Source organism: Rhodococcus sp. ACS1 (assembly GCF_002300155.1).
Classification (GTDB): domain Bacteria; phylum Actinomycetota; class Actinomycetes; order Mycobacteriales; family Mycobacteriaceae; genus Rhodococcus_F; species Rhodococcus_F koreensis.
This window is the reverse complement of record NZ_NSDZ01000008.1, coordinates 566,731-589,663: the sequence shown is the minus strand read 5'-3', so window position 1 is coordinate 589,663 and position 22,933 is coordinate 566,731. Positions and strand designations below refer to the sequence as shown.

The following is a 22,933-nucleotide window of genomic DNA, read 5'->3' as shown; positions in this document are numbered from 1 at the left end:
CTTCCCGGGCGGTATCTTGAACAGCGTCGGCACCAAAGCCGAGATCACCGCCGCCGAAACCGCGATCGCCGCCGGCGGCCACCCGCCCCAGCTGCTGGCGATTCGGTCCAGTCCGGCTCATCGAGCGCAACTCCGATTTCGCCGTCGTATTTCGCCGCAGATACGACCCGTTGGGGCGGTTCTTGTTCAGCCAGGCGGCGATTCACCGAAGGCATCCCTCATCCTCGGAGTATGCTCACGTCGGTCTCCGAAACATGAAAGGCGAAGTGCGGCAGCATGAGCGGGCCGCACCCGGGGTCAGGACGGTTCGCGGCCGGACAGGACGCGTTGGCGGTGAAACTCGTACAGTCCGTCGAAGATGCGGGTCGCGACGGCGAGAGTGTCATCGTCGGTTCCGGTCAGGGACAGCCCGCGCAGCACCGAGTCCAGGCCGGGGGCCTCGGGGGCGTCGAATTTCGCGTCGTCGATGTCGGCTTCGTGGATGATCTCGGCGAGCACCCACAACACCGGGTCGGTGAGCTCGTAGCGGCGCAGGATCGTCTCGAAGCTGCAATCCCCGTGATGATGTGAGAGTTCGACACCGCGCATGTCGAATGGGGTCGCGTCGCCGGGGACGTCGGCGGGGTCGGCGACCCACAGGAACTGCGCGTCCGGGTCGATGTTGCGGCGGATCAACCAGGCACAGGCGGCGCGGTCGATGTGGATGCCGGCGCGGGTGGCCCACTTCATTTATCGCACCTCCGTCCGCGCCCGCTCCGGCGCCCCGTCGGGCTGGCCGGCGGCTAACTCGCGGAGCGCCGCCTCCGCGCTGTCGCGCTGTGCGGTGAGGAAGAAGGTGCGCTTGTCGATCTCCCGCAGGCGGCGACGCAGCTGAGTGAGCTTCTTGGCCCGTCCGGCGGGATCGGGCAGCGAACGAGCGGCAGCGGCGGCGGCGGTGAGCTCGTCGTACTCAGCGGCCCGATCCTCTGACAGTTTCGTCCGCATCCGGTTCTGCTGGGCCCGGGTGGTGGGGGCCGCGGTCCACACCTCCGCCTGCCCGCCCGCCTCGACGACCTCCTCGGCAACCCAGTCGAATTGTTCCCGGGTGCGTGGTGACGCCGGTAGCACCGCCACCCCGTCCGCGAGCTGGTAGACACCGCTTTTGCGGAGCTTGCGCCACACCGCGATCCGCGGGGTCGACGGTTCCCGTGGGATCCGGTACGCCAGCATCACCCACTCGTCAGCGGGCTCGTCGGAGGCTGTCCGGGCTGTCATATCCGTGATGTAACCACGGTTGCATGGTGACTGTCCACCCGGCGGGACTGCCGCCCCGCGGGCCCGGCCGCCGCCCTGGACACGATGATGTAACCGTGGTTACCGTGAATGGCGTGATAGCACCACCCGTTCCGGGACCGGCGGGTCCGGACTGGGCGCCGGTCACCGACACGCAGAGCCGTACCGGGAAGCTGAGCGCCACCTCGAGGCGACTGTGCACATGGCGGGCGTAACCCACCCGGCGGGGCGGCCCTGCAGAAGCCTCCGGGCTCCGCCGGGGCGCCGGGCGCTGACCGCACTCGCCCTGACCGCCGCCGTGGGCGCCGGGTGTTCGCCGACCCCACCACCCGAGAGCGGGGCGCTGCCGCTGCAGCCGGCCGGGGAAATCGCCCTGCCCGGCAACGGATCCCGCTTCGACTACGAGAGCCTCGACATCGACCGCGGGCTGTTGTTCATTGCGCACCTCGGCGCCGACGAGGTGATCGAGGTCGACCTCGGTGCCCGGCAGGTGGTGCGGACCGTCCCGGGGATCTCGCAGGTCCACGGCGTGCTGGTCGTGCCAGAGCGCCGCCGCGTCTACGCCACCGCCACCGGTGCCGACCGTATGGTCGTCCTCGACGAGGACACCGGCGGGGTCCTCGCGCAGGGGCCGACCGGGCACTATCCGGACGGGCTCGCCTACGACGGGAAACGGGGTGCGGTGTGGACCACCAACAAACTCGGCGGATCGGAAACGGTGTTCGACGCCGACACCGCGCAGGTCCGCGGCACCGTCGACCTCGGAGGTGAGGTCGGCAACGTCGCCTACGACCCGATCGGCGACCAGATGCTCGTGGCGGTACAGGGCCATAGCGAACTCGCCGCCCTCGACCCGGACACGCGCACCGTGGTCTGGCGGTTGTCCCTCCCGGGATGCGAGGGCGGCCACGGACTCGCCCTCGATCCCGCGGACCGGCTCGCGTTCGTCGCCTGCGAAGGCAACGCCACCCTGGTCACCGTCGACCTGGCCTCCTGGCAAGCCCCGGCGACGGACCCCGTCGGGCGGGATCCCGACGTCCTCGCCTACGACCCCGGCACGCACCGCCTCTACGTCGCCGCAGAATCCGGCACCGTCACCGTCTTCGACCAGACCGACCGCCACTTGACCGAACTCGGATCCGGTCACCTCGCCGACGACGCCCATGTCGTCGCGGTCGATCCGGCCACCGGCCACACCTACTACCCGGTGACAGCCGGATCCAATGGGTCACCCACCCTGCTGGATCGGATACCAACCCCATAGTCGCAGAAGAATATTCGCCTTCCCTCCCGGAGGGTTCCCAATTCAATCGGCACACATCCGGACCTGACGGACGCACCCGGCGGACGTCACCAGTGGCCGAGATTGCCTTGCCAAAGAGCCACGATGATGTACAACGCCACAGCCAGCGGATAATACAGATTCGCCATCAACGATCACCTTCACGCGGGGCCTCTCGACATCGCATCGCCCCACCCAAATCGGGTACCCAACCGGTGCGACAGTACGCCTACGAGTCACGCGTATGACGTCGGCGAATCCAGGAGTGTCCGCGCCCCCCGGTGCGGCGCTCGAGGTGCCTGTTGCGCCGGCTCCTGCTCCGTGTCTCGACCCGCGGCCCGGGCCTCTTCGAGTTCCATTGCCACCCCGTGTCTGTCCCTGCGTCGTGTCGTGGGCGAACGCTCAGCGGCCCGTTCGGCGGGTATCGGGATGGTGCACACCATCCACCAAGACAGCGCCGAAGAACCGAACAACAGCAAAGGCGGCGTCCCGGACAACCCCGTGACGACAAGCAGGGGCGCGGGAGCCCCGTCACCCGGGTGCGGGTCCACGGTGGCGATCCGGTCGGCGATCGCAATCACGCCCGCGGGACCGGTGACGGCCGGCACAGGATCAGGAATTCGTCGCCGCCCAGGCGCGCCACGGTGTCGGTCGGCCGGACCACGGACCACAGTCGGTCGGCGAATCGGACCAGCACGGCGTCGCCACCGGCTTGCCTGAATTGGGCCTGGCGGAAGTTGTCGAGGGCGATCACCAATACCGCCACCCGCCCGCCGGCGCGTGCCGCTCGATCGAGGGCCGTCGGCGTGCCGCTCCAGGCCCAGGGTGCGGTTCGGCAAACTCCTCCGCCTCGATGCAGCCGAGCGCGGTGGACAGCACCGCGGCCACCGCACACCCGAAGACCCACCTCATGCTCCCGGAAGGGGTGCGATCGGGCGAAATGCGCGGCCAGCACCCCCAGATCGGGTCGTGCCCGATTGGCATACCGATGCCGTCGCCCAGCCCGTGCGCGGCCATGTTGGGCTCCGGCGGGCTTGTCGCTGCTAGCTACGTGTCGGGGGATGATCGTCGATGCGGTGCCGCAGTCGCAGGATCGTGGCCAGCAGCAACAGCCCGCAGAAGATGGCCGCTGCCACCACGGCCGCGACGAGCCCGACCCTCGGTGACACGACGAAACTGAAGATGAGTAGCACGACCCCGACGAGCGCCGCGCCGAATGTGGCGATACCGCAGAGCGTCAGCTTGTGGGCGGTGGACACCAGGGCGGGGAGGGCGTGCTGCCGGAACAGGGCGCGATGGATTCCGACAGGTGCGACCAGCAGCATGGTCGACAGGACCGAAAGGGCGACCGTGACGAGGTAGACACCGACCTCGAAGTCCGTCAGGTCTTCGAAGCGCTGCTGGAACGGCAACGTCAGCAAGAACCCGGTGAGCAGTTGCACTCCGGTCTGCACGACCCGCAATTCCTGAAGCAACGCCGCCCAGTTGCGGTCGAGCCGTTGGGTTTCCGTCTCGTGGCGAGCGCGGTAGTTCCACTCTTCGTCCGCCCGCTCGTCATTGCTGTCAGACATGTGCAACCCGCTGTTCGGAAGGGTCAGGTGGTGAGCCGGGCTGCATCCTCGCGGGCGCGGCGCGCGGCCTGCAGCTCGAGCCCGTAGAGCAACCCGAAGGTGAACCCGTTCTCGCCGCCGGTGCTCCCGGCGCGGGCACCGAGGGTGCGGAGGGTGCCCAGGGCGACCACGCTGTCCTGGTGGTCCCCGAGCACCTTCTGGACCTTCTTGTATTCGGCGATCCTCTTCTTGCTCTTCTTCTTCCCGACCAGTCCGCGGGTGAGTTCGCCGGCGTAGCGGGCCCGCTTCGCGGCCTTCCGGGCGCGGTGCAGAGCCACGTCGTCGCCGTCGTCGAGGGCGGCCGCCAACCTTCTGTCGGCCTTGCGGCGGGCCTTCCGGGCGGCCTTCTTCAGTACCCGGGCCCCGGAGGTTGCGTCCTCGGTCAGCGGCGGTGCGGTGCGCCATGACGCCAGTGCGGCGAGCAGGTTCCGGTACCGGTCGCCGTCGACGGTTTCCATCACCTCGGCGCGGTACCGGAGTTGCTCGGCGAGCAGATCGTTCTCGATGCGGGCGGCGACCGGACCGAGCACCAGCTCGTCGGGCAGGTCGGTGACCGCGGCGGCGAACCGGGCGCGCTGGACCTGCCGGTCCCGGACCTCACCGAGCACCCCCGCGTACCAGGACAGTTCCTCGTCGAGCCGGGACCGGGCGGCGGGGTCCAGCACCTTCTTGAACACCCGCAGGGTGCTGCGGAACCGCCGGATGCCGACCCGGGTGGCATGGATCGGGTCCAACCCGCGGCGCAGCCACACGTCGCCGCCGACGATCGCCTGCACCTGGGTGTCGAGGTAGGCGGTCAACAACTCCCGAACCACCTCCACACCGGAACCGTCGGCGCTGGGGTCGTCATCGACGGTGCCGGGACCGTTCGGGTTCAGTGCCCGGGACAGCTTCGACGGGTACCGGGACGGTCGGGCGTCGTCCCGGGCCAGCCGCTTGCCGATCTTTCGGAGTAGTTTCCCGTCACCGGCATCACCGAGTTCGACCTCCACCTCGCGCCACTCGCTGGCGACCGCACCGTCCCCGGCCGAGGCGGCGGTCGCGGTGGCGCGGACCGTGTCGTCGGCGACCTCGGTGAGCAGGTTCCCTCCGCGTCGAGCATCCGGCGCCGGCGCCGGACCGTCGAGATCGACGCCACCGGATGCACCGATTTGCCCAGGGCCACCCCCGAGACCAGTGTGGCCAGCTCAGCGGGCACCGAATCGTCCGCGCCGAGGGGCACCCGGATCTCGGTGCGCGCCTTGCGGTCGGGGACCTTCAGCTGCCACCCCTCGTCGGTGTCGCCGGATCGGCGCCGCAACGTGACGCGCTGGCGGAGCAGGTCCCGGTCCGCGGTGTCGAAGTATTCGCTGTCGAGGGTGACGGTGTCTTCCTCGACCCGGCCGCCCGGCGGAACCAGGTCGTCCAGGTCCGGTACCGCGAAGTCGGCACCGACGTCGTACTTGTCTTCCCGCTCCTGCTGCGCCGTGCTCATGAATCCAGACTGCCCTTCCCGCCCGGCGGGTAACCGTGTTCTCGTGAAACCCGTGCAGTGCGCCGTTGTGCACCCACAACCACTGCCCATGCCGGAACGGAGTGATCGCAGCATTCGTCACCCATCTGGGTGCGATCGGATCGGCGAGAATCGCCGTTGAGGGTGCGGACGTCTCTGTCCCGCAAACTCTCCGGAGCGTCATTTCGGGAGGGGCGTGCCGCATCGTCCTCGACACCATCGGACACATGACCGGGGAGAGCACTGCATCGTTTTCCTGGCGTTGCGGGCAGGCGTCTGACCCGTCCGCCACGAGGTGGCGGACGCCGGCGCTGGGGTACGACTGCGCCCTCCCCGCGTTCGGGCTAGTACTGCAACGGCACTTATGGGAGGTGTCCGCGACGTCGGTAGTGGGAGGTGCGGGCCTGGTGTTGTCGGCGCCGTCGCCAGTTCGACCAGGACCAGATGTGCTCGTCCGGGTGGGCGTGTCGCAGGATCAGTTGCACGAGCAGGCGGCGGATCTCGGGTAGCGTGTACGCGATCATGCCCTGATCTTCGATCCCGATTCCCCTTTTGTCGCTTCGGTTTTCGTGCCTGCGAGCCAGGCGAGGGCGAGCATCGACAAGGTGATGTGGGCGTACCAGGCCCGGTAGGTGCGTACCTGGTACTGGTCGAGGCCGGCCTCGTTCTTGGCCTGCTGGAAGCATTCCTCGACCCGCCACCGGGAGCCGGCGATGGTGGCGAGTTCGGTGAGCGTGGTGCGGCGGGGTCCGGCGCAGATGTAGTACGCGATCTCGGTCGGATCGGAGAGGGATCGGCGGGCGAGCAACCAGTGCCCGCGCCCGGGTGCCCAGGCGATCCGGATCGGGATCCGCACCCAGGAGTACTCGCGCCGGCCGTGCGCGCCGTCGCCGACGGAGATCCGGCGCCACTGCTTCGGCGGGACCGCGGCGATCATCTCGTCGGCGCGACCGGCGCGACCGTGCGGGGTGAACACGTCGTCGTTGCAGCGCGTGGCCAGGACGTAGGAAATATCGCGTTCCTCGAGCCAGACCCGCAGGTACTTCACCTGCCCGTAGGCCTCGTCCGCGGTGACCCAGGAGAACGGGACCTGTGCGTCGAGGGCGCGTTCGATCATGTGTTGCGCCAGTCTCGGTTTGGTCGCGAACTCGATGTCGTCAGTGATGCCGGCGGCGCGGCACCGGTCGCGGTCGGAGGTCCAGGATTCGGGCAAGTACAGCTCCCGGTCGATCAAGGCGTGGCCGGCGCCGCTGGCGTAGGCGAGGAAGACCCCGATCTGGCAGTTTTCCACCCGTCCGGCGGTGCCCGAGTACTGGCGTTGCACCCCGGCCGAGCGGGTGCCCTTCTTGAGGAATCCGGTGTCGTCGACGATCAGTACACCGGCCGGATCGCCGAGGCGTTCGACCACGTAGTCACGGACGTCGTCGCGGACGCCGTCGACGTCCCAGTCCGCGCGCCGCAGCAACCGTTGCATCCCGTCCGGGCTGATCTCGCCGGCGCGCTCGGCGAGGGTCCACCCGTTCTTGCGTTCCAGACCTGCAACCAAACCCGTCACATATTCACGGACTCGGGACCGCGGCTCCGACCGGGCGAACCGACCGGAGATCCGCTCATGCAACGCTTCCAACTCGGCAGCAACCAGATCGAGGACCACACAATCAGTATCGTCTACCTGTCAAGCAAGTGCCGTTGCAGTACTAGGTCAGTGCTGCGCCCTCGAGCGTCTCGAACTCCTGGGGTGTGATCGCTCCCGAATCGAGCAGCGCCTTGGCGTCGGTGATCTGCTGGGCCGGGGATGTGCCCGCGACGTCCCGATGTGGGTGTCCTGGGCCTGTTTGATCTGATGGAAGGCGGCCGTGGACCGTTCGGTCATGCCCTGGTTTCGGCCCGCCGTGGTGGGAATCGGACACCCGAGAGGATTGCTGCTGCGACGGTTCGAACCCCGCAACACGTCCGGTATCCCGGTACCGGGTGTGCTGGTGATAGCTTCCTCCGAACCGGATACCGGCGGTGGCCGTCGGGGCATCATGAAAGACATGGACGACACCGTCCCCAGCTCAACCGGCCGCACCTGGAGGAGGTGCTCTGCTTGGCCGTGGCGGCTACTCGCCCTCTACCCGAACAAGTCTTCTGCAGGCGGCGGAGACGTGCTCACCCTGTGCGGCCTGTGAGGGCATACGTGCCGGCGACTCGCAGCAAATCGAGGCGTTGAGCGTCGATGCTGCCCGCATCAGCGCTGTAGGCGACGATCTTCAGATCTTCTCCGGGAACCAGGAGTACGTCGCAATCGACCGTGACGTTGCCGACGGAGGGATGCTGGATCGTTTTGCGATCAGTAGCGTGCACTGCAGCTGTCCCCCCTACCCACAACGTGGCAAAGCGCGGACTTGCCTTTCTCAACTCTGCGATGAGGGAGGCCAGTTGTGTGTCGTCACTGTAGTTGGCCGATGCAAGACGGAGGTCTGCTACAAGGGCCGCCTCCATTGCGTCCGATCCTCGCTCGGAGTGGACAGGCCATGGGGTCGCACACGTTTCGGCTTTGTCGTTGCCGAGGAAGGTGGCTCGAACGAGATTACGTTCGGTTGTCGACCTGTCCAGCGGGTCACCGAGAAGCAGCGCCCAGAGGGCAGTCCAGTACAGGAGCGTCCAGTCGGCGGAATAGATCGCGAGAGGAAGTTCCCCGAGCCGTGCGACGAGTCTCTGCACTCCGGGCGGCACGTGGGAGGAGATAGTTCTGCTGGCTGGAGGTAGAAGACCCGCGAGCCGGTAGAGGTGATCGTGCTCGGTTCGGTTGAGCTGTAGGCTCCGGGCGAGCGCGGCAACTACCTGCATTGATGGGTTACGCGCTCGTCCTTGTTCGAGTCGTACCACGTAGTCCACGGACACGCCGGCTAAGGCAGCGAGATCCTCGCGCCGTAAACCATGCGAACGGCGTTGTCGACTGTCAGGAAGTCCCACATCGGTGGGCTGAAGCCGGTCTCGCCATGTGCGCAGGATCTGGCCGAGCGAGTTGTCGTTCGCGGTCACCGCTCCATTGTCCTCCTCTTCTTCCGCCCCGTCGTGGTACTGCGAGTCCTATCGCCGAGCAGGGCACTGGTTGTCATCCCGTTGCCGGTCGACGATATAGCCGTTCCCACTTCACATCGCTCGAGGTCGCACAGTCACGAACTCGGCATCTACTGCCCCACTCGGAGGAACGTCCATGGAGAACAAGACTCGGGATTACCCGTCGGCGCGGCCGAGCGGGCCACTGAACGGGAAGGTCGCGATAGTGACCGGAGCACCCCGCAGCATCGGGCGCGCAATCGCACAGGCACTGACCGCCGACGGCGCATCCGTTGTCGTGCACTACAGGAGCCGCCGCGACGAGGCCGAGCAAACCGTGGCGTCGCTTCGATCCCGGGGCGCGCAGGCACTCGCAGTCAGGGCCGATCTCACTGAAAGCTCCGAGGTTTCAGCACTGTTCGCGGCGACAACGGCTCACTTCGGCGGTGTCGATATCGTCGTTGCGAACGCCGGCGTCACTGCACCCCTTACTCCCTTGGCCGACGTCACGACCGAGGAGTTCGACCGGCTACTGGCGGTCAACACTCGCTCGGTCTTCCTCGTGCTCCGGGAGGCGGCGAGAACCATCCGCGACGGCGGACGGATCATCAACATCACCTCCAGCACGGTCAAGTTCACCCCAGCCGGGTTCTCCGCATACGCAACCACCAAAGCCGGTGCGAACGTGACAGTCGGCGTGCTCGCAAACGAACTCGGCAGCCGAGGTATCACAGTCAACTCGCTCATGGTCGGCCCAGTCGCTGCCGGATTCCTCGCCGCCGACTCCGAAGTCGTCGCGGGAGCGCCGACAGGCATGATGGAATCGCTCGCCGCGGCCGCGCCCATGGGACGACTCGGGCATCCCTCGGACATCGCGGGCATCGCGGCATTTCTCGCGGCCCCCGCCGCCGGCTGGATCAACGGCCAGATTCTCCTGGCCAACAATGGCGGATCGATCTGATCCGATGCGCATTCATCACGATCTCGCCGCCAACATTCACGCATCCGCAACGGAGGTATGGGCACTGGCCGGCAACTTCGGCAACATGTCGTGGCATCCCACAGTGACCAGCTGCACCATCGTCGACGGTGCCGCGCAAACCCCCGGCGCAATCCGCGAGATTCACCTCCAAGATGGCTCACGCATTCTCGAGCGCCTTGTCGAGCTGGATCGCCAGGGTCGGAGTTTCACCTATTCCTTCGTCGGGACTCCTCCGATTCCGGTGAGCGCCTCCCACACCTCGGTCACCGTCACCGCTCTCCCGGCCAGACCGCACGCCCGCACCCGCATTGCCTGGCACGGCGAATTCGAAGTCGCCGGTCACGCCGCGCAGGCAACCGTCGAACACGTCAACTGCCAGATCGTCTGGCCCTCCACCGTTGATGCTCTCGCATCGACCCTCGGCGTCGAGTACTCATTCGACGTCCCCTCGCAAGGAAATACGAAAGGTAACGTCACGTCATGACCACCACCACTACCGGGATTCTCTCCGGCAAAGCAACCCTCATCATCGGCGCCAGCCAGGGCATCGGCGCCGCCGCCGCCCGCCACTTCGCAGCCGAAGGAGCGCGCCTCGTGCTCGGGGCACGAAACCTCAAGGCCACAACAGCTCTTCGTGACGAGTTGCGCGCACAGGGCCATCACGCCGAGTCCGTCTTCGTGGACGTCACTGACGGTGACACGGTCGCGACCGCGGTCGCTCATTGTGTGGAGACGTACGGCCGGCTCGATGCAGCGTTCAACAACGCCGGCTTCAATACGCTGGACAACTTCCACGACTACAGCGACGAAGATTATGACCGCGTCCTGGCGGTCAACCTCAAAGGCACGTTCTTGTCGATGCAGCACGAGATCCGAGCGATGCTTGCTTCGGGAGGCGGGTCCATCGTCAACACGAGCAGCGTAGGCGGATTCGTTGGCAACTTCGGGATTGCGCCGTACATTGCGGCGAAGCACGGTGTTATCGGTTTGACCAAGGCGACAGCTTTCGAATACGGCCAGAGTGGGATCCGCATCAACGCCATCGCGCCAGGATCCACCGCCACCGAGATGCTCATCGGCGGGCTCGCGCAGACGCCCCCCGACATCGCCGCCAAGTTCAATACCGCCAGCCCGATGAATCGAATGGGCCGACCTGAGGAGATTCCCCCCGCTGCGGCCTGGCTGCTTTCCGATCAGGCCAGTTTCGTCACCGGCATCACGATGCCCGTCGACGGTGGGTACCTCGTTCCGTAGCTTGCACGGCTCGTGAGGAGGCCGCATCCACGAATGCGGCCTCCTCACCGAGCGGCCACCCTCGCACGGTCATCCGGCGACACGGCACTATTGGCACCGTCCCGACAGATCGCCGCTGGCACACTCAGCCCGGCCCGCTCCCCTGGGTCACCGTCCGGTGTGCATCTCGCAGGGCGGGCATACCGCGCGCTCACCTTGGGTGTGGCGACACATGGGCGGCATCGCGGAATCGGTGCGGACAGATTCAGGTGCTCGTCCGCAGATCCACCTGCAGCACCTGTTCGTCTCCCTGCGCAATAAGTCCCCGGAGAACGTGTTTGAGAATCTTCCCCGTTCCGGACTTCGGCAGTTCGCGAAAGAAGATCTGTTTGGGTGTCTTGAAGCCTGCGAGTTGGGTACGTGTGTAGGAGATGAGTTCCTCGGTGGACACGTCCGCGCCTGGCCGCAGCGCGACGACGGCCACCGGAACTTCGCCCCATTTCGGATCAGCGACACCGATGACGGCCGCCTCGGCGACCGCGGGATGGGACGTGAGTACGTGCTCGACTTCGACCGTGGCGATGTTCTCTCCGCCGGAGATCACGATGTCTTTTGCGCGGTCCCGGATTTCCACCGACCCGTCGGGGTGCATGACGCCGAGGTCGCCGGTCTTGAACCATTCGCCGATCCGGGCGGCCTCGGTCGCTGCATCGTCGTGGTAGTAGCCCAGCATGACGGTGTTCCCTCGGACCGCGATCTCCCCGAGAGTTGTGCCGTCGGCGGTGACGTCGGCGATCGGGGCGTCGTCGGCCTTGCCGACGGTGTCCAGGACCCTGATTCCTGTGCCGACGATGTTGGAGTTGCCCTGCACGGCCATTGCTTTGGAGAGATCGGTATGGTTGAGGGTGGTCCATTCGGGGCGTGGTTCGTTCACCACGGCAGGGCCGAAGGTTTCGGTGAGACCGTAGAGGTGGGTGGTGTGGATGCCGAGTGCGGTCAATTCGGACAACAGTGTGGGGGACGGCGGCGCTCCCCCGGTTCCTACCTCGACGATTCTGCCGAGAGGCCCGTTGTCTGCCTGACGATGTTGGGTGAGGTTGGTGAGGACGGTGGGAGCGGCGTTGAAGTGGGTGATGCCCCCGCTGCGCAGATGGGCCCATACGGTGTCGGGGTCGGGGCGATCGAGACAGACTTGCGTTCCTGTGGCGGCGGTGATTGCCCAGGGAAAACACCAGCCATTGCAGTGGAACATCGGCAGGGTCCACAGGTAGACGGTGTCGAGGCCGAGTTTGGCGTGGTGGGTCATGGCAAGCGCCTGCAGGTAGGCGCCGCGGTGGTGGTACATGACGCCCTTGGGCCGGCCGGTCGTGCCGCTGGTGTAGTTCAGTGAGATGAGGCTGCGTTCGTCCTCGACCGTGTGGGCGTATTCGGGTCCGTGCGCGTCCAGTACCTGTCCGGCAGTAAGGGTGCGGATGCCGAAGGATTCTGCGGCGGTGCTGAATTCGCTATCGACCAGGACGAGTGATGCGCCGGAGTGCTCGACGATGTACTTGAGTTCCGGGGCGGCCAGGCGGTGGTTGAGGGTGACGAGCACGCCGCCGGCCAAGGGAACGGCGAAGTGCGCGAGCAGCATCAGCGGGGTGTTCGAGGCCAGGACGGCGACGCGGTCGCCGGGTTTGACTCCGTGGCCTGCGAGGGTGCCGGCCATGCGGCGGGCGGTGACCGCGAACTCGCCGTACGACCACGACTGGGCGTGGTAGGTCATGGCGGTGCGATCGGCGTGGATGGCCTCCGCGCGTTCGAGAAAGTTCAGGGGTGTCAGGACCTGATCGCCGAGATGAGCGGTCACAGCACGCTTCTTTCAGAGTCGGTGATATCGGGGATGTCGAGTACATGGCCCATGCGGTCGCGTTTGGTGCGGAGGTAACGGACATTGTCGGTGGTCGCGTTGGTCGAGAGCCCGACGCGGGCGAGGACCTCGAGTCCGTCGGTGGTCAATGCCGCGCATTTGGCCGGATTGTTGGTCAACAGGCGCACTCTGCCTACTCCGAGTTCCCTGAGGATGTGGGCTCCGACCGCGTACGAGCGGGCGTCGGCGGCGAGGCCTTGGGCGAGGTTGGCGTCCACGGTGTCCATCCCGCGGTCTTGCAGCGCGTAGGCGTGGATCTTGTGCGCCAAACCGATGCCACGGCCTTCGTGCCCCCGCAAGTAGATCACCGCGCCGCATTGCTCCTGACTGACCGCCATCAGTGCCTGCTCGAGTTGGCTGCCGCAGTCACACCGGGTCGAGGCGAGAATGTCCCCGGTCAGGCATTCGCTGTGCAGGCGCACGAGGGCACCGGATTCACTCTCGGCGGCCGCGGCCACGTCTCCCATCACCAACGCCAGATGCTCGACTCCGTCATCGCTGGACCGGTAGGCGATTGCCTGGAACTCGCCGAAGGCGGTGGGCATGCGCGAGGTCGAGAGTCTTTCCACGGGTCCTGTTTCCGGATGCAGGGCTTGCGCGAGGTCGGCGATGGTGACCACGGGCAGCCCATGGCTGTCCGCGAATCGGCGCAGATCCGGCCCCCGTCGCATCGCGCCGTCCTCGGCGACGATTTCCCCGATCACCCCGACCGGAGCACGGTCGGCGAGGGTGAGTAAGTCGAGTGCGGCTTCGGTGTGCCCTGGTCGCTCCAGGACACCGCCCGGGCGGGCGCGAAGCGGGAAGACATGTCCGGGGCGGCGGAAGTCAGCGGGGACGCTGGTCGAGCGGGCGAGGGCGCGTATGGTCATCGCGCGGTCGCTGGCGGACACGCCGGTCCCGGCGCCGATGTGGTCGACGGTGACGGTGAAGGCGGTCTGGTGGGTGTCGGTGTTCACCGGCACCATCGGCGCCAACTCGAGCTGATCGGCTCGTTCGGTGGTCATCGGAACGCAGAGGATGCCGGTGGTGTGGCGGACCATGAAAGCGATCTGCTCGGCGCTGACGGTGTCGGCACCGGCCACGAGGTCGCCCTCGTTCTCGCGATCTTCGCCATCGAGGACGACGACCATGCCGCCGGTCCGCAGCGCCGTGACTGCCCGGTTGACCGCGTGTTCGCCTGCCCGATCCGGGGTCACCGGTGCTCCTGGCCGAGCAACATGTGGGTGCCGAAATCGCGGCGGAAGTAGGTGAGCGGTGATCCGTCGTGGGCGACCGCTTCACGAACCTCACCCAGCACGACGATGTGGTCTCCCCCCTCGACGAAGGAGGACGCGTCACAGACCACCCAGCCCGGTGTCCCGGTCAAACGGGGAACACCACCGACCAGGGTCCACGGTGTGTCGGCGAATTTGTCGGTCCCCTTGCGGGCGAAAGTCGTTGCTGCCGCCGACTGGGCGCTGCCGAGGATGTTGACGCCGAAGCGTCTGCCGCGCTGAATGATTCCGAGGAGCTCGGAGGTCCGGTCGAGAGAAACCAGGACCATGGGGGGTGCCATCGACAAGGACGCGAAGGCGCTGACGGTGGTCCCGTGCGGTCGATCCCCGTCCATCGCCGTCACCACCGAGACCGGGGTGCAGACCGCAGCCATCACCTCCTTCAGTGATGCGGCGATGTCCTCGTGCGGTGTTGTCGAGCATGTCGTCATGTTCTTCCTCCTCGCTACGTCAGCGGATGTGGTTGACGAGTCGAGTGACGCCGGGGATGTCGATGGTCAGCACTTCCCCGGGCTGTAGGTATCTGGGCGGATCCTGCCGGTAACCGATCCCTGCCGGCGTGCCGGTGGCGATGATGTCTCCGGGGGTCAGCGTCGTCCACGTGCTGACATATTCGATGACCGAGGGAATGTCGAATACCAGATCCGCGAGAACCCCGGCCTGTACTCGGTTGTCGCCGAGGTAGGTGTGCACTTCCAGGGCTTTCGGGTCGGCGATCTCGTCCGCCGTGACCAGCCACGGGCCGACCGACCCGGACCGGTCGAAGTTCTTTCCCGCCGTGGCCTGGGTTCCGTGGAGTTGGAATTCCCGGACACTGTTGTCGGCGAAGGCGGTGTAGCCCCAGACGTGGTGCGCCGCATCGTGGGCTCGGATGTTGCGGCCGCCGCGGCCGATGACGATCGCGATCTCGCCTTCCCAGTCCAAACTGTCGGACACCGGTGTTCGTTCGACCGGCTCCATGTGTCCGACGAGCGAGGAGGGGAAACGGACGAAGAAGGTGGGATGTTGCGGCGGTTCCTTGTCCATCTCGACGGCGTGGTTGTGGTAGTTGAAACCGACGCAGAGGATTCGCCGCGGATCGGTGACCGGCGGTAGCCAGCGGGTGATCTGGTCGAGATCGATCACCGGGCATCGGCCCAGGTCCTGATCGGTCAGGACAGCGAATTTGTCGATGTCGACGTCTGCGGTCACCACACCGGTGAGCCCGGTCACGTCCCGCGGTCGGCCGTCTGCGTCGAGGATGACGGTCCGCGGATCACCGTCCTGTTCGACCGTGGCCACTCGCATCAGAAGGCCTTTTCTTCGGTGAGGATGGTCGATGCCTGGCCGAGGAGGGTCTCGATCCGGTCGATGCCGGTCGATGTGGGCGTGATGAGCGGGGACCGCACGTGCGGGGAGGCGATCCGTCCCTGCTGGTGCAGGACCCACTTGGCCGGTGCCGGATTGGTCTCCACGAACAGCAGGTCCACCAGCGGGTGCAGTGCGTAGTGAAGTGCGCGGGCACCGTCGTGATCACCGGCCGTCCACAGTTCGTACATCCGCGCGACGGTGTGGGGGGCGATGTTGCTGACGGCGCTGACGAATCCGACACCGCCGAGTGCCAGCAGGGGCAGGCAGAGCAGTTCGATGCCGGACCACACCGAGATGTTCTCTCCGGCTTCGTGAATCACCCGGGAGAAGTGTTCGAAGTCCTTCGTTGTTTCCTTGATACCGACGATGTTGTCGAAGTCCCGGTAGAGGCGGGCGACCGTGGAGGGGTCCAGTTCGACGGCGGTTCTCGAGGGAACGTTGTACATGATGATCGGCAGGTCCGGGAACTCCCGTGCGATGGTGGCGTACCACCGGTACAGCGCCTCTTGGGTGGGTCGCGCGTAGTAGGGGGTGATGATCAAGGCCGCATCGGCGCCGGCGGCATGAGCGGCTGCGGTGATCTCGAGGGTTTCGTCCAGCTTGGCCGATCCGGTTCCAGGGATGAAGGGAACGCGGTCGTTGATCTCGTCGGCGACGACCTCGATCGCCTCGATCCGCTCGGCGACGGTCTGTGCGGCCGGCTCCCCGGTTGATCCACCGATCGACAATCCGTGCGATCCGGCCGCGATATGCCACTGGACCAGTCGGCGCAGGCTTGCCGTGTCCAGAGCTCCGCTATCGGTGAACGGGGTGATCAAGGGTGCGATCGATCCGGTGATCAGTGCGGTGTCGGTGCGGAATCTCATGCCAGTACTCCTTCGCGATTGGTCGACTCGAGCACCGTTGCTGCCACCGCCAGATCGGCCAGACCCATCCCGAGTCCTTTGAAGATCGTCAAAACGGGGTGCAGCGGACGCACCACCGCACCGGTGAGAAGGTCGCCGAGGGTCTTGACGGGGGTCCAGTCCTCGCCGTAGTACTCGGTCAGCTCCCGGGATGATCGACGTGCGTTGGCGATACTGTCGACGACCGCCAGGTCGGCGTCGGCCAGCAACGCGGGATCGAACTCGGCGTTGCTCGGCAAGATCGCGCCGACGGCATTGAGGTGCGTTCCCGGGGACAACAGTCCTCGCGGGAGGAACGGTTCCGTCGCTCGGGTGATGAGGGTGACGATGGGGGCCCCGTCGACGGCCTCGGCGAGTGTGGGGGCCGCGACGGCGTCGATGCCGAGGTTTTCGCGCACCGTTGCCGCGAAACCGGTCCGGCTGTTCTCGGAGCGGCTCCACACCCGTACCCGGGTGATCGGTCGAACTGCACACACCGCAGCAACTTGTCCCAATGCCTGCCGTCCGCTGCCGATCAGGGCGAACTCGGACGCATCGGGGGCACTCATCAGGCGTGTCGCCAGCCCGGAGACCGCCGCGGTACGCAGTGCACCCAGCGCACCGGCCTCGAGCACCGCACGGGGGGTACCGGTAGTGGCGTCGAACAGCGTCATCAGCGCCGAGGCACCTGCCGGAGTGTTGACCCAGGTCTTGAACGCGACGAGGCCGGCGCCCTCGTCATAGGCACCGAGAGCGTGCGCGCTGCTGGCCGGCTCCCAGGTCGTCATCGTTTTCGGGATGTTTCGGGCGGTGCCGTCGACTTCACGGGTAATCGATCGGGTGACCGACTCGATGGCGTCGAGGATCGAGACCCTTTCGCGTACTTGCTGTTCCGTTATCCACGGTACGTTCATCGTGTTCCTTGCCAGTTGTGTGTTCGAGGGCGGACACACCCGTGCAATCGGTGCGCACGGGGTGTGTGGTCCTCGTTCCCGCGGAACGGATCGGCGATCCATACCACTGAGGCTGTGATGCACCTAACAATAGAGATTCCGTGGTATAAAGCAAATATCAAGATATGGATACACGCATCATCGATTACTTATAGAGGGACCATGGAAGCACAACTGTCGCTCAAACGTCTGGAAGTGTTCCGGCTCGTCGTCGAAGAGGGAAGTGTCACGCGAGCCGCGGAAGTGCTGATGGTCGCCCAGCCGGCCGTCTCGGGACAGTTGCGGGCTCTCGAATCATGGCTCGGTGCAAAGCTGTTCGTCCGCCGCGGTAACCGCATGCTGTTGACAGAGGCGGGCGTACGCGCCAACCAGTGGGCGAAGGAGATGTTGGCCTCGGCAGCCCAGATCAGGCGCGACGTCGACGAACTCGGATCGGGGAGAGGCGGCGCCGCGTCCATCGCGTCGAGCATGGCGGTGGGCAGCTACCTCCTACCGCCGATTCTGTCCCGGTTCCAGCGTGGCCGGCCCGGTGCGGACCTCACCCTTTCCAGCTCGCAACCCAACGAAGCGTTGCGTGCGGTGGAAACCGGTGAGGCGGACTTCGCCGTCGTGACCTGGGATCAGCGGCATCTCCCGGATACCATGTCCTCCGAGGTCATCCGCACCGAGCCGATCACCCTCTGCGCCGGGCCGGGCCTCGTCGCCCCGTCGAGGGCGCTGTCCCTCGACGAGGCATTGGCGCTGCCGTTCGTCGGCGCGCCGCGGGAGGTGATCTACCAACGCAACCTGACGGAACAGCTCGCCCGGCTCAGCGACGTCGAACCGAATTTCATCATCAGATTCGGGCATGCCGAGCCGATGAAGCAGGCCGCCGCCGAGAACGCGTGGGCGATTTTCGCCCCGCGCTACGTCGTCGAATCCGACCTCGCCGCCGGCCGACTACAGGAGTTGGCCGTTCCCAACCTCGAACTCACCGAGCGTATTGCGTTGCTGTGGCGGCGGGACAAGTTCTTCTCGCCGCTGCAGCAAGCGGCCGTCGACGAGATCCGTGACGCGCTCCGGTCGCGGTGACGCCGCGGTCACTCACTGTCACCACGACCAGTTCCGCTCCTGCGGCGGCGACCAGACTCCCGCTTCCCGCAGATACGGCAACACCGGTGAGAACGACTCCAGCTCCTGCGGACTCCACAGAGGAAAGTTGATCAGCACATTCGATGTCGCCGTGGTGTGCTTGAGCGAAATGATCTTCTCCGCGACCTGTTCGGGGGTTCCGATCAGCTGCAAAACCGATCCGGCACCGCCGAACGCGCGGGTGGCTTCGCCCTCCCCCATCTTCTCGTACATCGACCGGGAGGATTCGATCGATCCGAGCACATCAGCGGCGATCTCCTTGGTGGCCTCGACGTTGAGAGTTTGCAGCAGACGCGCATATTCCTCCTCGGCCTCGCCCTCGTTCGGGCGCACGATCGCCATCGAGAACGGACACGTGCCCACCGCTCGTTTGCTCTTTTCGGTCAGCGCGGCCAGCCGGCGATCGACCTCGCGCACCAACTCCTCGGTGTTTGCCAACGTCACCAACTGGTCGCAGAACCGTGCAGCGAACTCGGCGCCCGCCGGAGAGGCGCCCGCACTGACCAACAAGGGGTGTGGATCCTGCACGGGGCGGGGAGTTTTGATTCGCCCGGCCACGCGGTAATACTTGCCGTCGACGTCGATGGGTTCGTGCTCGGTCCACAATCTTTTGACGATGTCGACGAATTCGGCGGCCATGACGTAACGCTCGTCGTGGTCGATGAACGGCTCCCCGAACAGTGCCGCCTCGTCGGCACTGAATCCCGTCACCACGTTCCAGCCCCACCGCCCGTCGCTGAACGCATCGAGTGTGGCGCCCATTCGGGCGACATGGGCGGGCTTGTGGTGCGTGGTGTGGAACGTGGAGATGACGCCGATGTGCTCCGTCGTTGCCAGCAGGGCCATGGCCAGGAGCGGCGCGTGATACGCCGGCGACTGGTGCCCGAACTCTTCGGCGACGCGTTGGTGCCCGGACCAGTTGTCGGCGATGAACAGGGAGTCGAAGCCCACCCGTTCGGCCGCCTGGGCGAGTTCGACCAGGTTGGCTTTCGTCATCGCCGGTGTTCGCCGAGCAGCTTCGTCCGAGTACAGGAAATTGGTCTTCCCGCTGGGAAAGAAGTACCCGAGGCTCAGCTGCGCAGGGTCTTCGGTTCTCGGCTTCATGGTGGTCCTCTTCGAGTGCTGCGGGGAACTTACCGCACAAGGTTGATAGTGATCGCAATCACACTATCGTCCCCACGACATAAGGCAAGAGTCATCTTTCTGATGAGTCCATAAGAAAACAGTTATTTGATTGTCATTTGCGAAATAGGTTTGGGCTTATGCCCTTATCTCACTTTCGGTAATTGTTTTATATAGCGGCGGGGTCTTAGTGTGACCTGGAGCACCGATTTCGAGGCGGGGCTGTCGCGAGCCCACGAAAGGACCGGACCATGTCCACCATCGGCACGGGAGACCGGATACCGCATCGCCCCGTGTCGGAAACCGTTACGACGAACACCGCCGAGGACGAGCAAAAGACCTCGCCAACCGAAGGATTCGAATTCGATCACCTGGGACCGGGGTGGAATTGCACGAGCCTCTGGGACCCGTTCATCGAACGCTTACGCCATCGGCGACTGCGGCCGCTGGTTCAACCCCCGCTACGGCGAGGAAATGCGGTGGAGCCCTGGACCAACGCCCGCGAGCACGCCGGGAACGCCGCGCCAACATCGGGAATCCGCCCTCTCCGCGCCACGCGTCGACGGTGCCGTTCGTCTGGTCCGATCAGCACGGCACCCGGATCCAGCACGTGGGCGACACGAACCTGACCGCGGTGGACGTCGATGCAGTGTAACTTTCCCTCCCCGCTCGTGTGTTCACGTAGTTGTGTGACGGAATTACATTGGGGGTCACGGGCTTCCATGCCCAAGGAGCTCCGGCGAGGATCCGCAAGCACCTGGACGACCAGCGTGCAGCCGTGATGGTCGCCGACCACATCTACCACTGAACGAGGACGTGTCATGAACGCACCGCCCACCGATCGTCCTGACCCGAGCACGAGCACGCCGCTTCCCGGCAGCCCCGCCGAAACGCCCACCAGTGCACTGCGGCAACGGCGCAGCCTGGTCGGTGTCACACTCGGAAACGGTCTCGAGGTATTCGACTGGACCTGTTATGCCGTTTTCGCACCCTTCTTCGCCAAGGCACTGTTCAACCCGCAGAATGCCACCTCGGCACTGTTGTCCACCCTGGTGGTATTCGGCGTCGGATTCGCGATCCGCCCCTTCGGCGGACTCCTCTTCGGGTGGATGGCTGATCGATTCGGCCGCAAGCACTCACTGCTCGTCGCGATCGGCTGTGCCTCGACCGGGATGCTCCTCATCGGTCTCACACCGACCTACGCCTCCGTCGGTGTACTCGCCGGCGCAGTCCTTCTCGTCGCTCGACTGCTGCAAGGCCTCGCACACACCGGGGAAGTCGCCGCCGCCTACACCTACATCGCCGAAGAAGCACCTCCCGCCAGGCGAGGATTGTGGTCCTCCTCGATCTATGTCTCCGGATTCCTCGCGATCATGGCCGCCACCATCATGGGCGCCCTCCTGACCACCGCTCTCAGCGAGCACCAGATGGCCACCTGGGGTTGGCGCCTGCCCTTTCTCCTCGGCGCCGCGCTCGGCCTGGTAACCCTCTATCTCCGCCGCGGCATGGAAGAAACCCACGCCTTCACATCAGCCACCGCGGCCCCCACCCGGAACGCCGACTCGAAACGGTCTCTCTTTGCGAATCTGTGGACCTACCGCGCCGCCGGGACACGCGTATTCCTGCTCATGGCATCGGTCACCGCCATGTTCTACGCCTGGGCAGTGAGCGGACCCACCTGGGCAATCTCCGTCGCCCACCTCGACCCCACGGCAGCATTGTGGGCCGGCGTGATCGCGCTCGCCGTCAGCGCCTCGGTCCTACCGCTGCTCGGTTCCCTGTCGGACCGTATCGGTCGACGCCGCAGCTTCTACATCTACGGTCTCGGCGTCGCCGTCACCGCCTTCCCCCTCGACCACCTCGCCCGACAAGGCGCATGGCAATTCGGTCTGGCCATGACGATCGCGCTCGTACTGTTCGCCTTCGTCGCCTCGATCCTGCCGGCGGTCCTGTCCGAACTGTTCCCGGTTGGCGTGCGCGCCTCAGGCATCGCCATGCCCTATGCGCTCTCCGCCGTCGTGTTCGGCGGAACCGCCCCCTACCTGCAGCAGTGGACCGCGCAACACAACGTTGCCTACCTGTTCGTCGGCTACCTGGCATCGGCCGCTCTCCTCGGCGCCCTCGTCATGCGGTTCACCCCCGAGACCGCCGGCATATCCCTCGAACCCACCACACCCGACATCACCGATCCGATCCAGGAGAAGAAATGAGCCCGCACGCCCACCTGCTCGACAGTCGCCAGACACCCCGATACCAGCGGGAACAATGGTCCCCGCTGATGATCAGCGCCACCGAGATCGAAACCGCCTTCACCGCACTCGAAACCGGCGAACCCGACGACCGGGGCCGCCGCGAGATGCTGATCGTGCATCCGCAAGCGCCGCAAGGGGTCCGCGGCCTCGCCCCCGCCACACAGGTCAGCCTCGGTGTCCTCCTGCCCGGGGAATCCACCGTCCCCGTCCGCGCCAACACCACGGGCCTGTCGATGTGTCTGGCCGGCAGCGGCACCGTCAGTATCGGGGCCCGCACCATGCACGTGGTCCAGCAAGACGTGTGGACCAAGCCGTCGATGAACCTCGAGGCGCTGGCCAACAACGGCACCACCGCCTTCAGGTACCTGCGCTACACCAACGCGGCACTGCTGGAAGCCATCTCCGCCTACTACGAAGACTTCGGCAGCACCGTCGAAACCCACGACCACAATGTCGTCTCCGCACCGGGGCGCCGCGCGAAAGACCTCGCACCCGCTATCGCGTTGGGCGATGACGGCAGTCAACTCCTGCCCTACGAACACATCATCGACCCCGACCCGATCACCGACTCCCCCCTCCTCTTCGCCTGGTCAGAGGTCAGCCAACACCTCAGCGGCGTCCTCGGCCTCAAAACCGGGTACACGGGTCGGCCGCTGTATTGCCTGTACAACCCCTCCACCGGACGCCTCAACGGCACCACACCCTCGTTCTTCGCCACCATCACCGCGATCGGCGGCGACTTCGCCGGGGGAACCCACCGGCACATGAGCTCCGCCATCAACTACCACTTCGCCGGCGATGGATACAGCATCGTCGAAGGCCAACGCTTCGACTGGTCCGCAGGCGACCTGATGCTGTCCGCACCCGGATGGGCCGCACACGCACACACCATCAGCGGAGAAGGGGCCCGCATCCTCACCGTCCAAGACCACCCCCTGCACACCTCCACGGGATCGCTCGTCTGGCAAGAAGACATCGACAACGGCGAAGTCTTGGCCCTGGGAACACAAACAGGATTCGAAACCAACCTCGCCGAATACGCCACACAGCAATAGATCGCCCCAACGACGTGCTCGAGCCGCCAAAGCATCAGCGCGCCCATGCTCTGACGGACGCACCGAACCCGCTCTGCGCGAGCGAGC

At 66.0% G+C, this 22,933-nt stretch carries 22 protein-coding genes and 2 pseudogenes; 8 read left to right on the top strand and 16 right to left on the bottom strand.

The window, feature by feature from the left end; genetic code table 11:
* Window positions 1–297 precede the first annotated feature (297 nt).
* Together CJ179_RS36985 and CJ179_RS36980 are read right to left on the bottom strand one after the other, a co-directional pair.
* Entirely contained in the window at window positions 298–729 is a 432-nt protein-coding gene (locus CJ179_RS36985) for a chromate resistance protein ChrB domain-containing protein (RefSeq protein ID WP_095864738.1), read from the bottom strand.
* Complete coding sequence (locus CJ179_RS36980) at window positions 730–1,254, bottom strand: Chromate resistance protein ChrB (protein WP_095864737.1); 525 nt, start codon at window positions 1,252–1,254, stop codon at window positions 730–732. It abuts the gene before it with no gap.
* A gap of 220 nt (window positions 1,255–1,474) precedes the next feature.
* Here CJ179_RS36980 and CJ179_RS36975 point away from each other — a divergent pair, with 220 nt between their 5' ends.
* Window positions 1,475–2,536 carry a YncE family protein gene (locus CJ179_RS36975; RefSeq protein ID WP_373560176.1) on the top strand — a complete coding sequence of 354 codons (1,062 nt, stop codon included), beginning with the start codon at window positions 1,475–1,477 and terminating at the stop codon, window positions 2,534–2,536.
* 595 nt (window positions 2,537–3,131) lie between these two features.
* Here the strand turns inward: CJ179_RS36975 and CJ179_RS53840 are convergent.
* The 6 genes and pseudogenes from CJ179_RS53840 to CJ179_RS53835 all read right to left on the bottom strand — a co-directional run.
* Window positions 3,132–3,320, bottom strand: coding sequence for a diguanylate cyclase domain-containing protein (locus CJ179_RS53840; RefSeq protein ID WP_306454269.1), 189 nt, complete (start codon window positions 3,318–3,320; stop codon window positions 3,132–3,134).
* 277 nt (window positions 3,321–3,597) lie between these two features.
* Window positions 3,598–4,125: a DUF6328 family protein gene (locus CJ179_RS36965; protein ID WP_095864735.1), complete on the bottom strand. Its 528-nt coding sequence runs from the start codon at window positions 4,123–4,125 to the stop codon at window positions 3,598–3,600.
* A gap of 23 nt (window positions 4,126–4,148) precedes the next feature.
* Window positions 4,149–5,638, bottom strand: a pseudogene (locus CJ179_RS36960) (CHAD domain-containing protein).
* Window positions 5,639–6,018: 380 nt separating this feature from the next.
* Window positions 6,019–6,180 (bottom strand): hypothetical protein, encoded by a 162-nt coding sequence (locus CJ179_RS51675; RefSeq protein ID WP_005569480.1) that lies wholly within the window; start codon window positions 6,178–6,180, stop codon window positions 6,019–6,021.
* Window positions 6,177–7,310 carry an IS701 family transposase gene (locus tag CJ179_RS36955; RefSeq protein WP_095864734.1) on the bottom strand — a complete coding sequence of 378 codons (1,134 nt, stop codon included), beginning with the start codon at window positions 7,308–7,310 and terminating at the stop codon, window positions 6,177–6,179. The genes CJ179_RS51675 and CJ179_RS36955 overlap by 4 nt, the downstream gene beginning before the upstream one ends.
* A gap of 43 nt (window positions 7,311–7,353) precedes the next feature.
* Window positions 7,354–7,541, bottom strand: a pseudogene (locus CJ179_RS53835) (hypothetical protein); the annotation flags it as partial.
* Between CJ179_RS53835 and CJ179_RS52300 the strand changes: the two are divergent.
* Window positions 7,528–7,827, top strand: coding sequence for a hypothetical protein (locus CJ179_RS52300; RefSeq protein WP_218834886.1), 300 nt, complete (start codon window positions 7,528–7,530; stop codon window positions 7,825–7,827). The pseudogene CJ179_RS53835 and the gene CJ179_RS52300 sit on opposite strands and share 14 nt — an antisense overlap.
* Here the strand turns inward: CJ179_RS52300 and CJ179_RS36945 are convergent.
* Window positions 7,808–8,683, bottom strand: coding sequence for a helix-turn-helix domain-containing protein (locus CJ179_RS36945; RefSeq protein ID WP_095864733.1), 876 nt, complete (start codon window positions 8,681–8,683; stop codon window positions 7,808–7,810). The genes CJ179_RS52300 and CJ179_RS36945 overlap by 20 nt on opposite strands.
* Window positions 8,684–8,858: 175 nt before the next feature.
* Here CJ179_RS36945 and CJ179_RS36940 point away from each other — a divergent pair, with 175 nt between their 5' ends.
* Genes CJ179_RS36940 through CJ179_RS36930 form a run of 3 tightly spaced genes read left to right on the top strand, consistent with a single transcriptional unit; the run spans window position 8,859 to window position 10,937 of the window.
* Entirely contained in the window at window positions 8,859–9,662 is an 804-nt protein-coding gene (locus tag CJ179_RS36940; RefSeq protein WP_095864732.1) for an SDR family oxidoreductase, read from the top strand.
* A gap of 4 nt (window positions 9,663–9,666) precedes the next feature.
* Window positions 9,667–10,167, top strand: coding sequence for an SRPBCC family protein (locus tag CJ179_RS36935; RefSeq protein WP_179377791.1), 501 nt, complete (start codon window positions 9,667–9,669; stop codon window positions 10,165–10,167).
* Entirely contained in the window at window positions 10,164–10,937 is a 774-nt protein-coding gene (locus CJ179_RS36930; RefSeq protein WP_095864730.1) for an SDR family NAD(P)-dependent oxidoreductase, read from the top strand. Before CJ179_RS36935 ends, CJ179_RS36930 begins: the two co-directional genes overlap by 4 nt.
* A gap of 244 nt (window positions 10,938–11,181) precedes the next feature.
* On the opposite strand, the gene CJ179_RS36925 is transcribed toward CJ179_RS36930, so the two are convergent.
* Genes CJ179_RS36925 through CJ179_RS36900 form a run of 6 tightly spaced genes read right to left on the bottom strand, consistent with a single transcriptional unit; the run spans window position 11,182 to window position 17,247 of the window.
* Window positions 11,182–12,765 carry an AMP-binding protein gene (locus CJ179_RS36925; RefSeq protein WP_257015967.1) on the bottom strand — a complete coding sequence of 528 codons (1,584 nt, stop codon included), beginning with the start codon at window positions 12,763–12,765 and terminating at the stop codon, window positions 11,182–11,184.
* Window positions 12,762–14,021 (bottom strand): GTP cyclohydrolase II, encoded by a 1,260-nt coding sequence (gene ribA / locus CJ179_RS36920; RefSeq protein WP_257015966.1) that lies wholly within the window; start codon window positions 14,019–14,021, stop codon window positions 12,762–12,764. Before ribA ends, CJ179_RS36925 begins: the two co-directional genes overlap by 4 nt.
* Window positions 14,018–14,530, bottom strand: a complete 513-nt coding sequence (locus CJ179_RS36915) for a flavin reductase family protein (protein ID WP_095864729.1) — start codon at window positions 14,528–14,530, stop codon at window positions 14,018–14,020. Before CJ179_RS36915 ends, ribA begins: the two co-directional genes overlap by 4 nt.
* A gap of 19 nt (window positions 14,531–14,549) precedes the next feature.
* Window positions 14,550–15,386, bottom strand: coding sequence for a fumarylacetoacetate hydrolase family protein (locus tag CJ179_RS36910; RefSeq protein ID WP_095864728.1), 837 nt, complete (start codon window positions 15,384–15,386; stop codon window positions 14,550–14,552).
* Window positions 15,386–16,315 carry a 4-hydroxy-tetrahydrodipicolinate synthase gene (gene dapA / locus CJ179_RS36905; protein ID WP_095864727.1) on the bottom strand — a complete coding sequence of 310 codons (930 nt, stop codon included), beginning with the start codon at window positions 16,313–16,315 and terminating at the stop codon, window positions 15,386–15,388. Before dapA ends, CJ179_RS36910 begins: the two co-directional genes overlap by 1 nt.
* A complete protein-coding gene (locus CJ179_RS36900; RefSeq protein ID WP_095864726.1) occupies window positions 16,312–17,247 on the bottom strand; it encodes an ornithine cyclodeaminase family protein in 936 nt (311 codons plus the stop codon). The genes dapA and CJ179_RS36900 overlap by 4 nt, the downstream gene beginning before the upstream one ends.
* Before the next feature lie 201 nt (window positions 17,248–17,448).
* Here CJ179_RS36900 and CJ179_RS36895 point away from each other — a divergent pair, with 201 nt between their 5' ends.
* The gene (locus tag CJ179_RS36895) at window positions 17,449–18,357 is read left to right on the top strand and encodes a LysR family transcriptional regulator (protein ID WP_095864725.1); all 909 of its coding nucleotides are present in this window, start codon (window positions 17,449–17,451) and stop codon (window positions 18,355–18,357) included.
* Window positions 18,358–18,375: 18 nt separating this feature from the next.
* On the opposite strand, the gene CJ179_RS36890 is transcribed toward CJ179_RS36895, so the two are convergent.
* Entirely contained in the window at window positions 18,376–19,521 is a 1,146-nt protein-coding gene (locus tag CJ179_RS36890; RefSeq protein WP_095864724.1) for an LLM class flavin-dependent oxidoreductase, read from the bottom strand.
* 839 nt (window positions 19,522–20,360) lie between these two features.
* Between CJ179_RS36890 and CJ179_RS36885 the strand changes: the two genes are divergently transcribed.
* Window positions 20,361–21,749 (top strand): MFS transporter, encoded by a 1,389-nt coding sequence (locus CJ179_RS36885; RefSeq protein WP_095864723.1) that lies wholly within the window; start codon window positions 20,361–20,363, stop codon window positions 21,747–21,749.
* The gene (locus CJ179_RS36880; protein WP_095864722.1) at window positions 21,746–22,846 is read left to right on the top strand and encodes a hypothetical protein; all 1,101 of its coding nucleotides are present in this window, start codon (window positions 21,746–21,748) and stop codon (window positions 22,844–22,846) included. The genes CJ179_RS36885 and CJ179_RS36880 overlap by 4 nt, the downstream gene beginning before the upstream one ends.
* Window positions 22,847–22,933 lie beyond the last annotated feature (87 nt).

Coding starts and splice junctions, on each gene's coding strand:
- CJ179_RS36895 (WP_095864725.1), top strand. CDS start 17,449: ATGGAAGCACAACTGTCGCTCAAACGTCTGGAAGTGTTCCGGCTCGTC.
- CJ179_RS36880 (WP_095864722.1), top strand. CDS start 21,746: ATGAGCCCGCACGCCCACCTGCTCGACAGTCGCCAGACACCCCGATAC.
- CJ179_RS36885 (WP_095864723.1), top strand. CDS start 20,361: ATGAACGCACCGCCCACCGATCGTCCTGACCCGAGCACGAGCACGCCG.
- CJ179_RS36900 (WP_095864726.1), bottom strand. CDS start 17,247: ATGAACGTACCGTGGATAACGGAACAGCAAGTACGCGAAAGGGTCTCG.
- CJ179_RS36935 (WP_179377791.1), top strand. CDS start 9,667: ATGCGCATTCATCACGATCTCGCCGCCAACATTCACGCATCCGCAACG.
- CJ179_RS36915 (WP_095864729.1), bottom strand. CDS start 14,530: ATGACGACATGCTCGACAACACCGCACGAGGACATCGCCGCATCACTG.
- CJ179_RS36985 (WP_095864738.1), bottom strand. CDS start 729: ATGAAGTGGGCCACCCGCGCCGGCATCCACATCGACCGCGCCGCCTGT.
- dapA (WP_095864727.1), bottom strand. CDS start 16,315: ATGAGATTCCGCACCGACACCGCACTGATCACCGGATCGATCGCACCC.
- CJ179_RS36910 (WP_095864728.1), bottom strand. CDS start 15,386: ATGCGAGTGGCCACGGTCGAACAGGACGGTGATCCGCGGACCGTCATC.
- CJ179_RS36890 (WP_095864724.1), bottom strand. CDS start 19,521: ATGAAGCCGAGAACCGAAGACCCTGCGCAGCTGAGCCTCGGGTACTTC.
- CJ179_RS36975 (WP_373560176.1), top strand. CDS start 1,475: ATGGCGGGCGTAACCCACCCGGCGGGGCGGCCCTGCAGAAGCCTCCGG.
- CJ179_RS36965 (WP_095864735.1), bottom strand. CDS start 4,125: ATGTCTGACAGCAATGACGAGCGGGCGGACGAAGAGTGGAACTACCGC.
- CJ179_RS36980 (WP_095864737.1), bottom strand. CDS start 1,254: ATGACAGCCCGGACAGCCTCCGACGAGCCCGCTGACGAGTGGGTGATG.
- CJ179_RS51675 (WP_005569480.1), bottom strand. CDS start 6,180: ATGATCGCGTACACGCTACCCGAGATCCGCCGCCTGCTCGTGCAACTG.
- CJ179_RS36940 (WP_095864732.1), top strand. CDS start 8,859: ATGGAGAACAAGACTCGGGATTACCCGTCGGCGCGGCCGAGCGGGCCA.
- CJ179_RS52300 (WP_218834886.1), top strand. CDS start 7,528: ATGCCCTGGTTTCGGCCCGCCGTGGTGGGAATCGGACACCCGAGAGGA.
- CJ179_RS36930 (WP_095864730.1), top strand. CDS start 10,164: ATGACCACCACCACTACCGGGATTCTCTCCGGCAAAGCAACCCTCATC.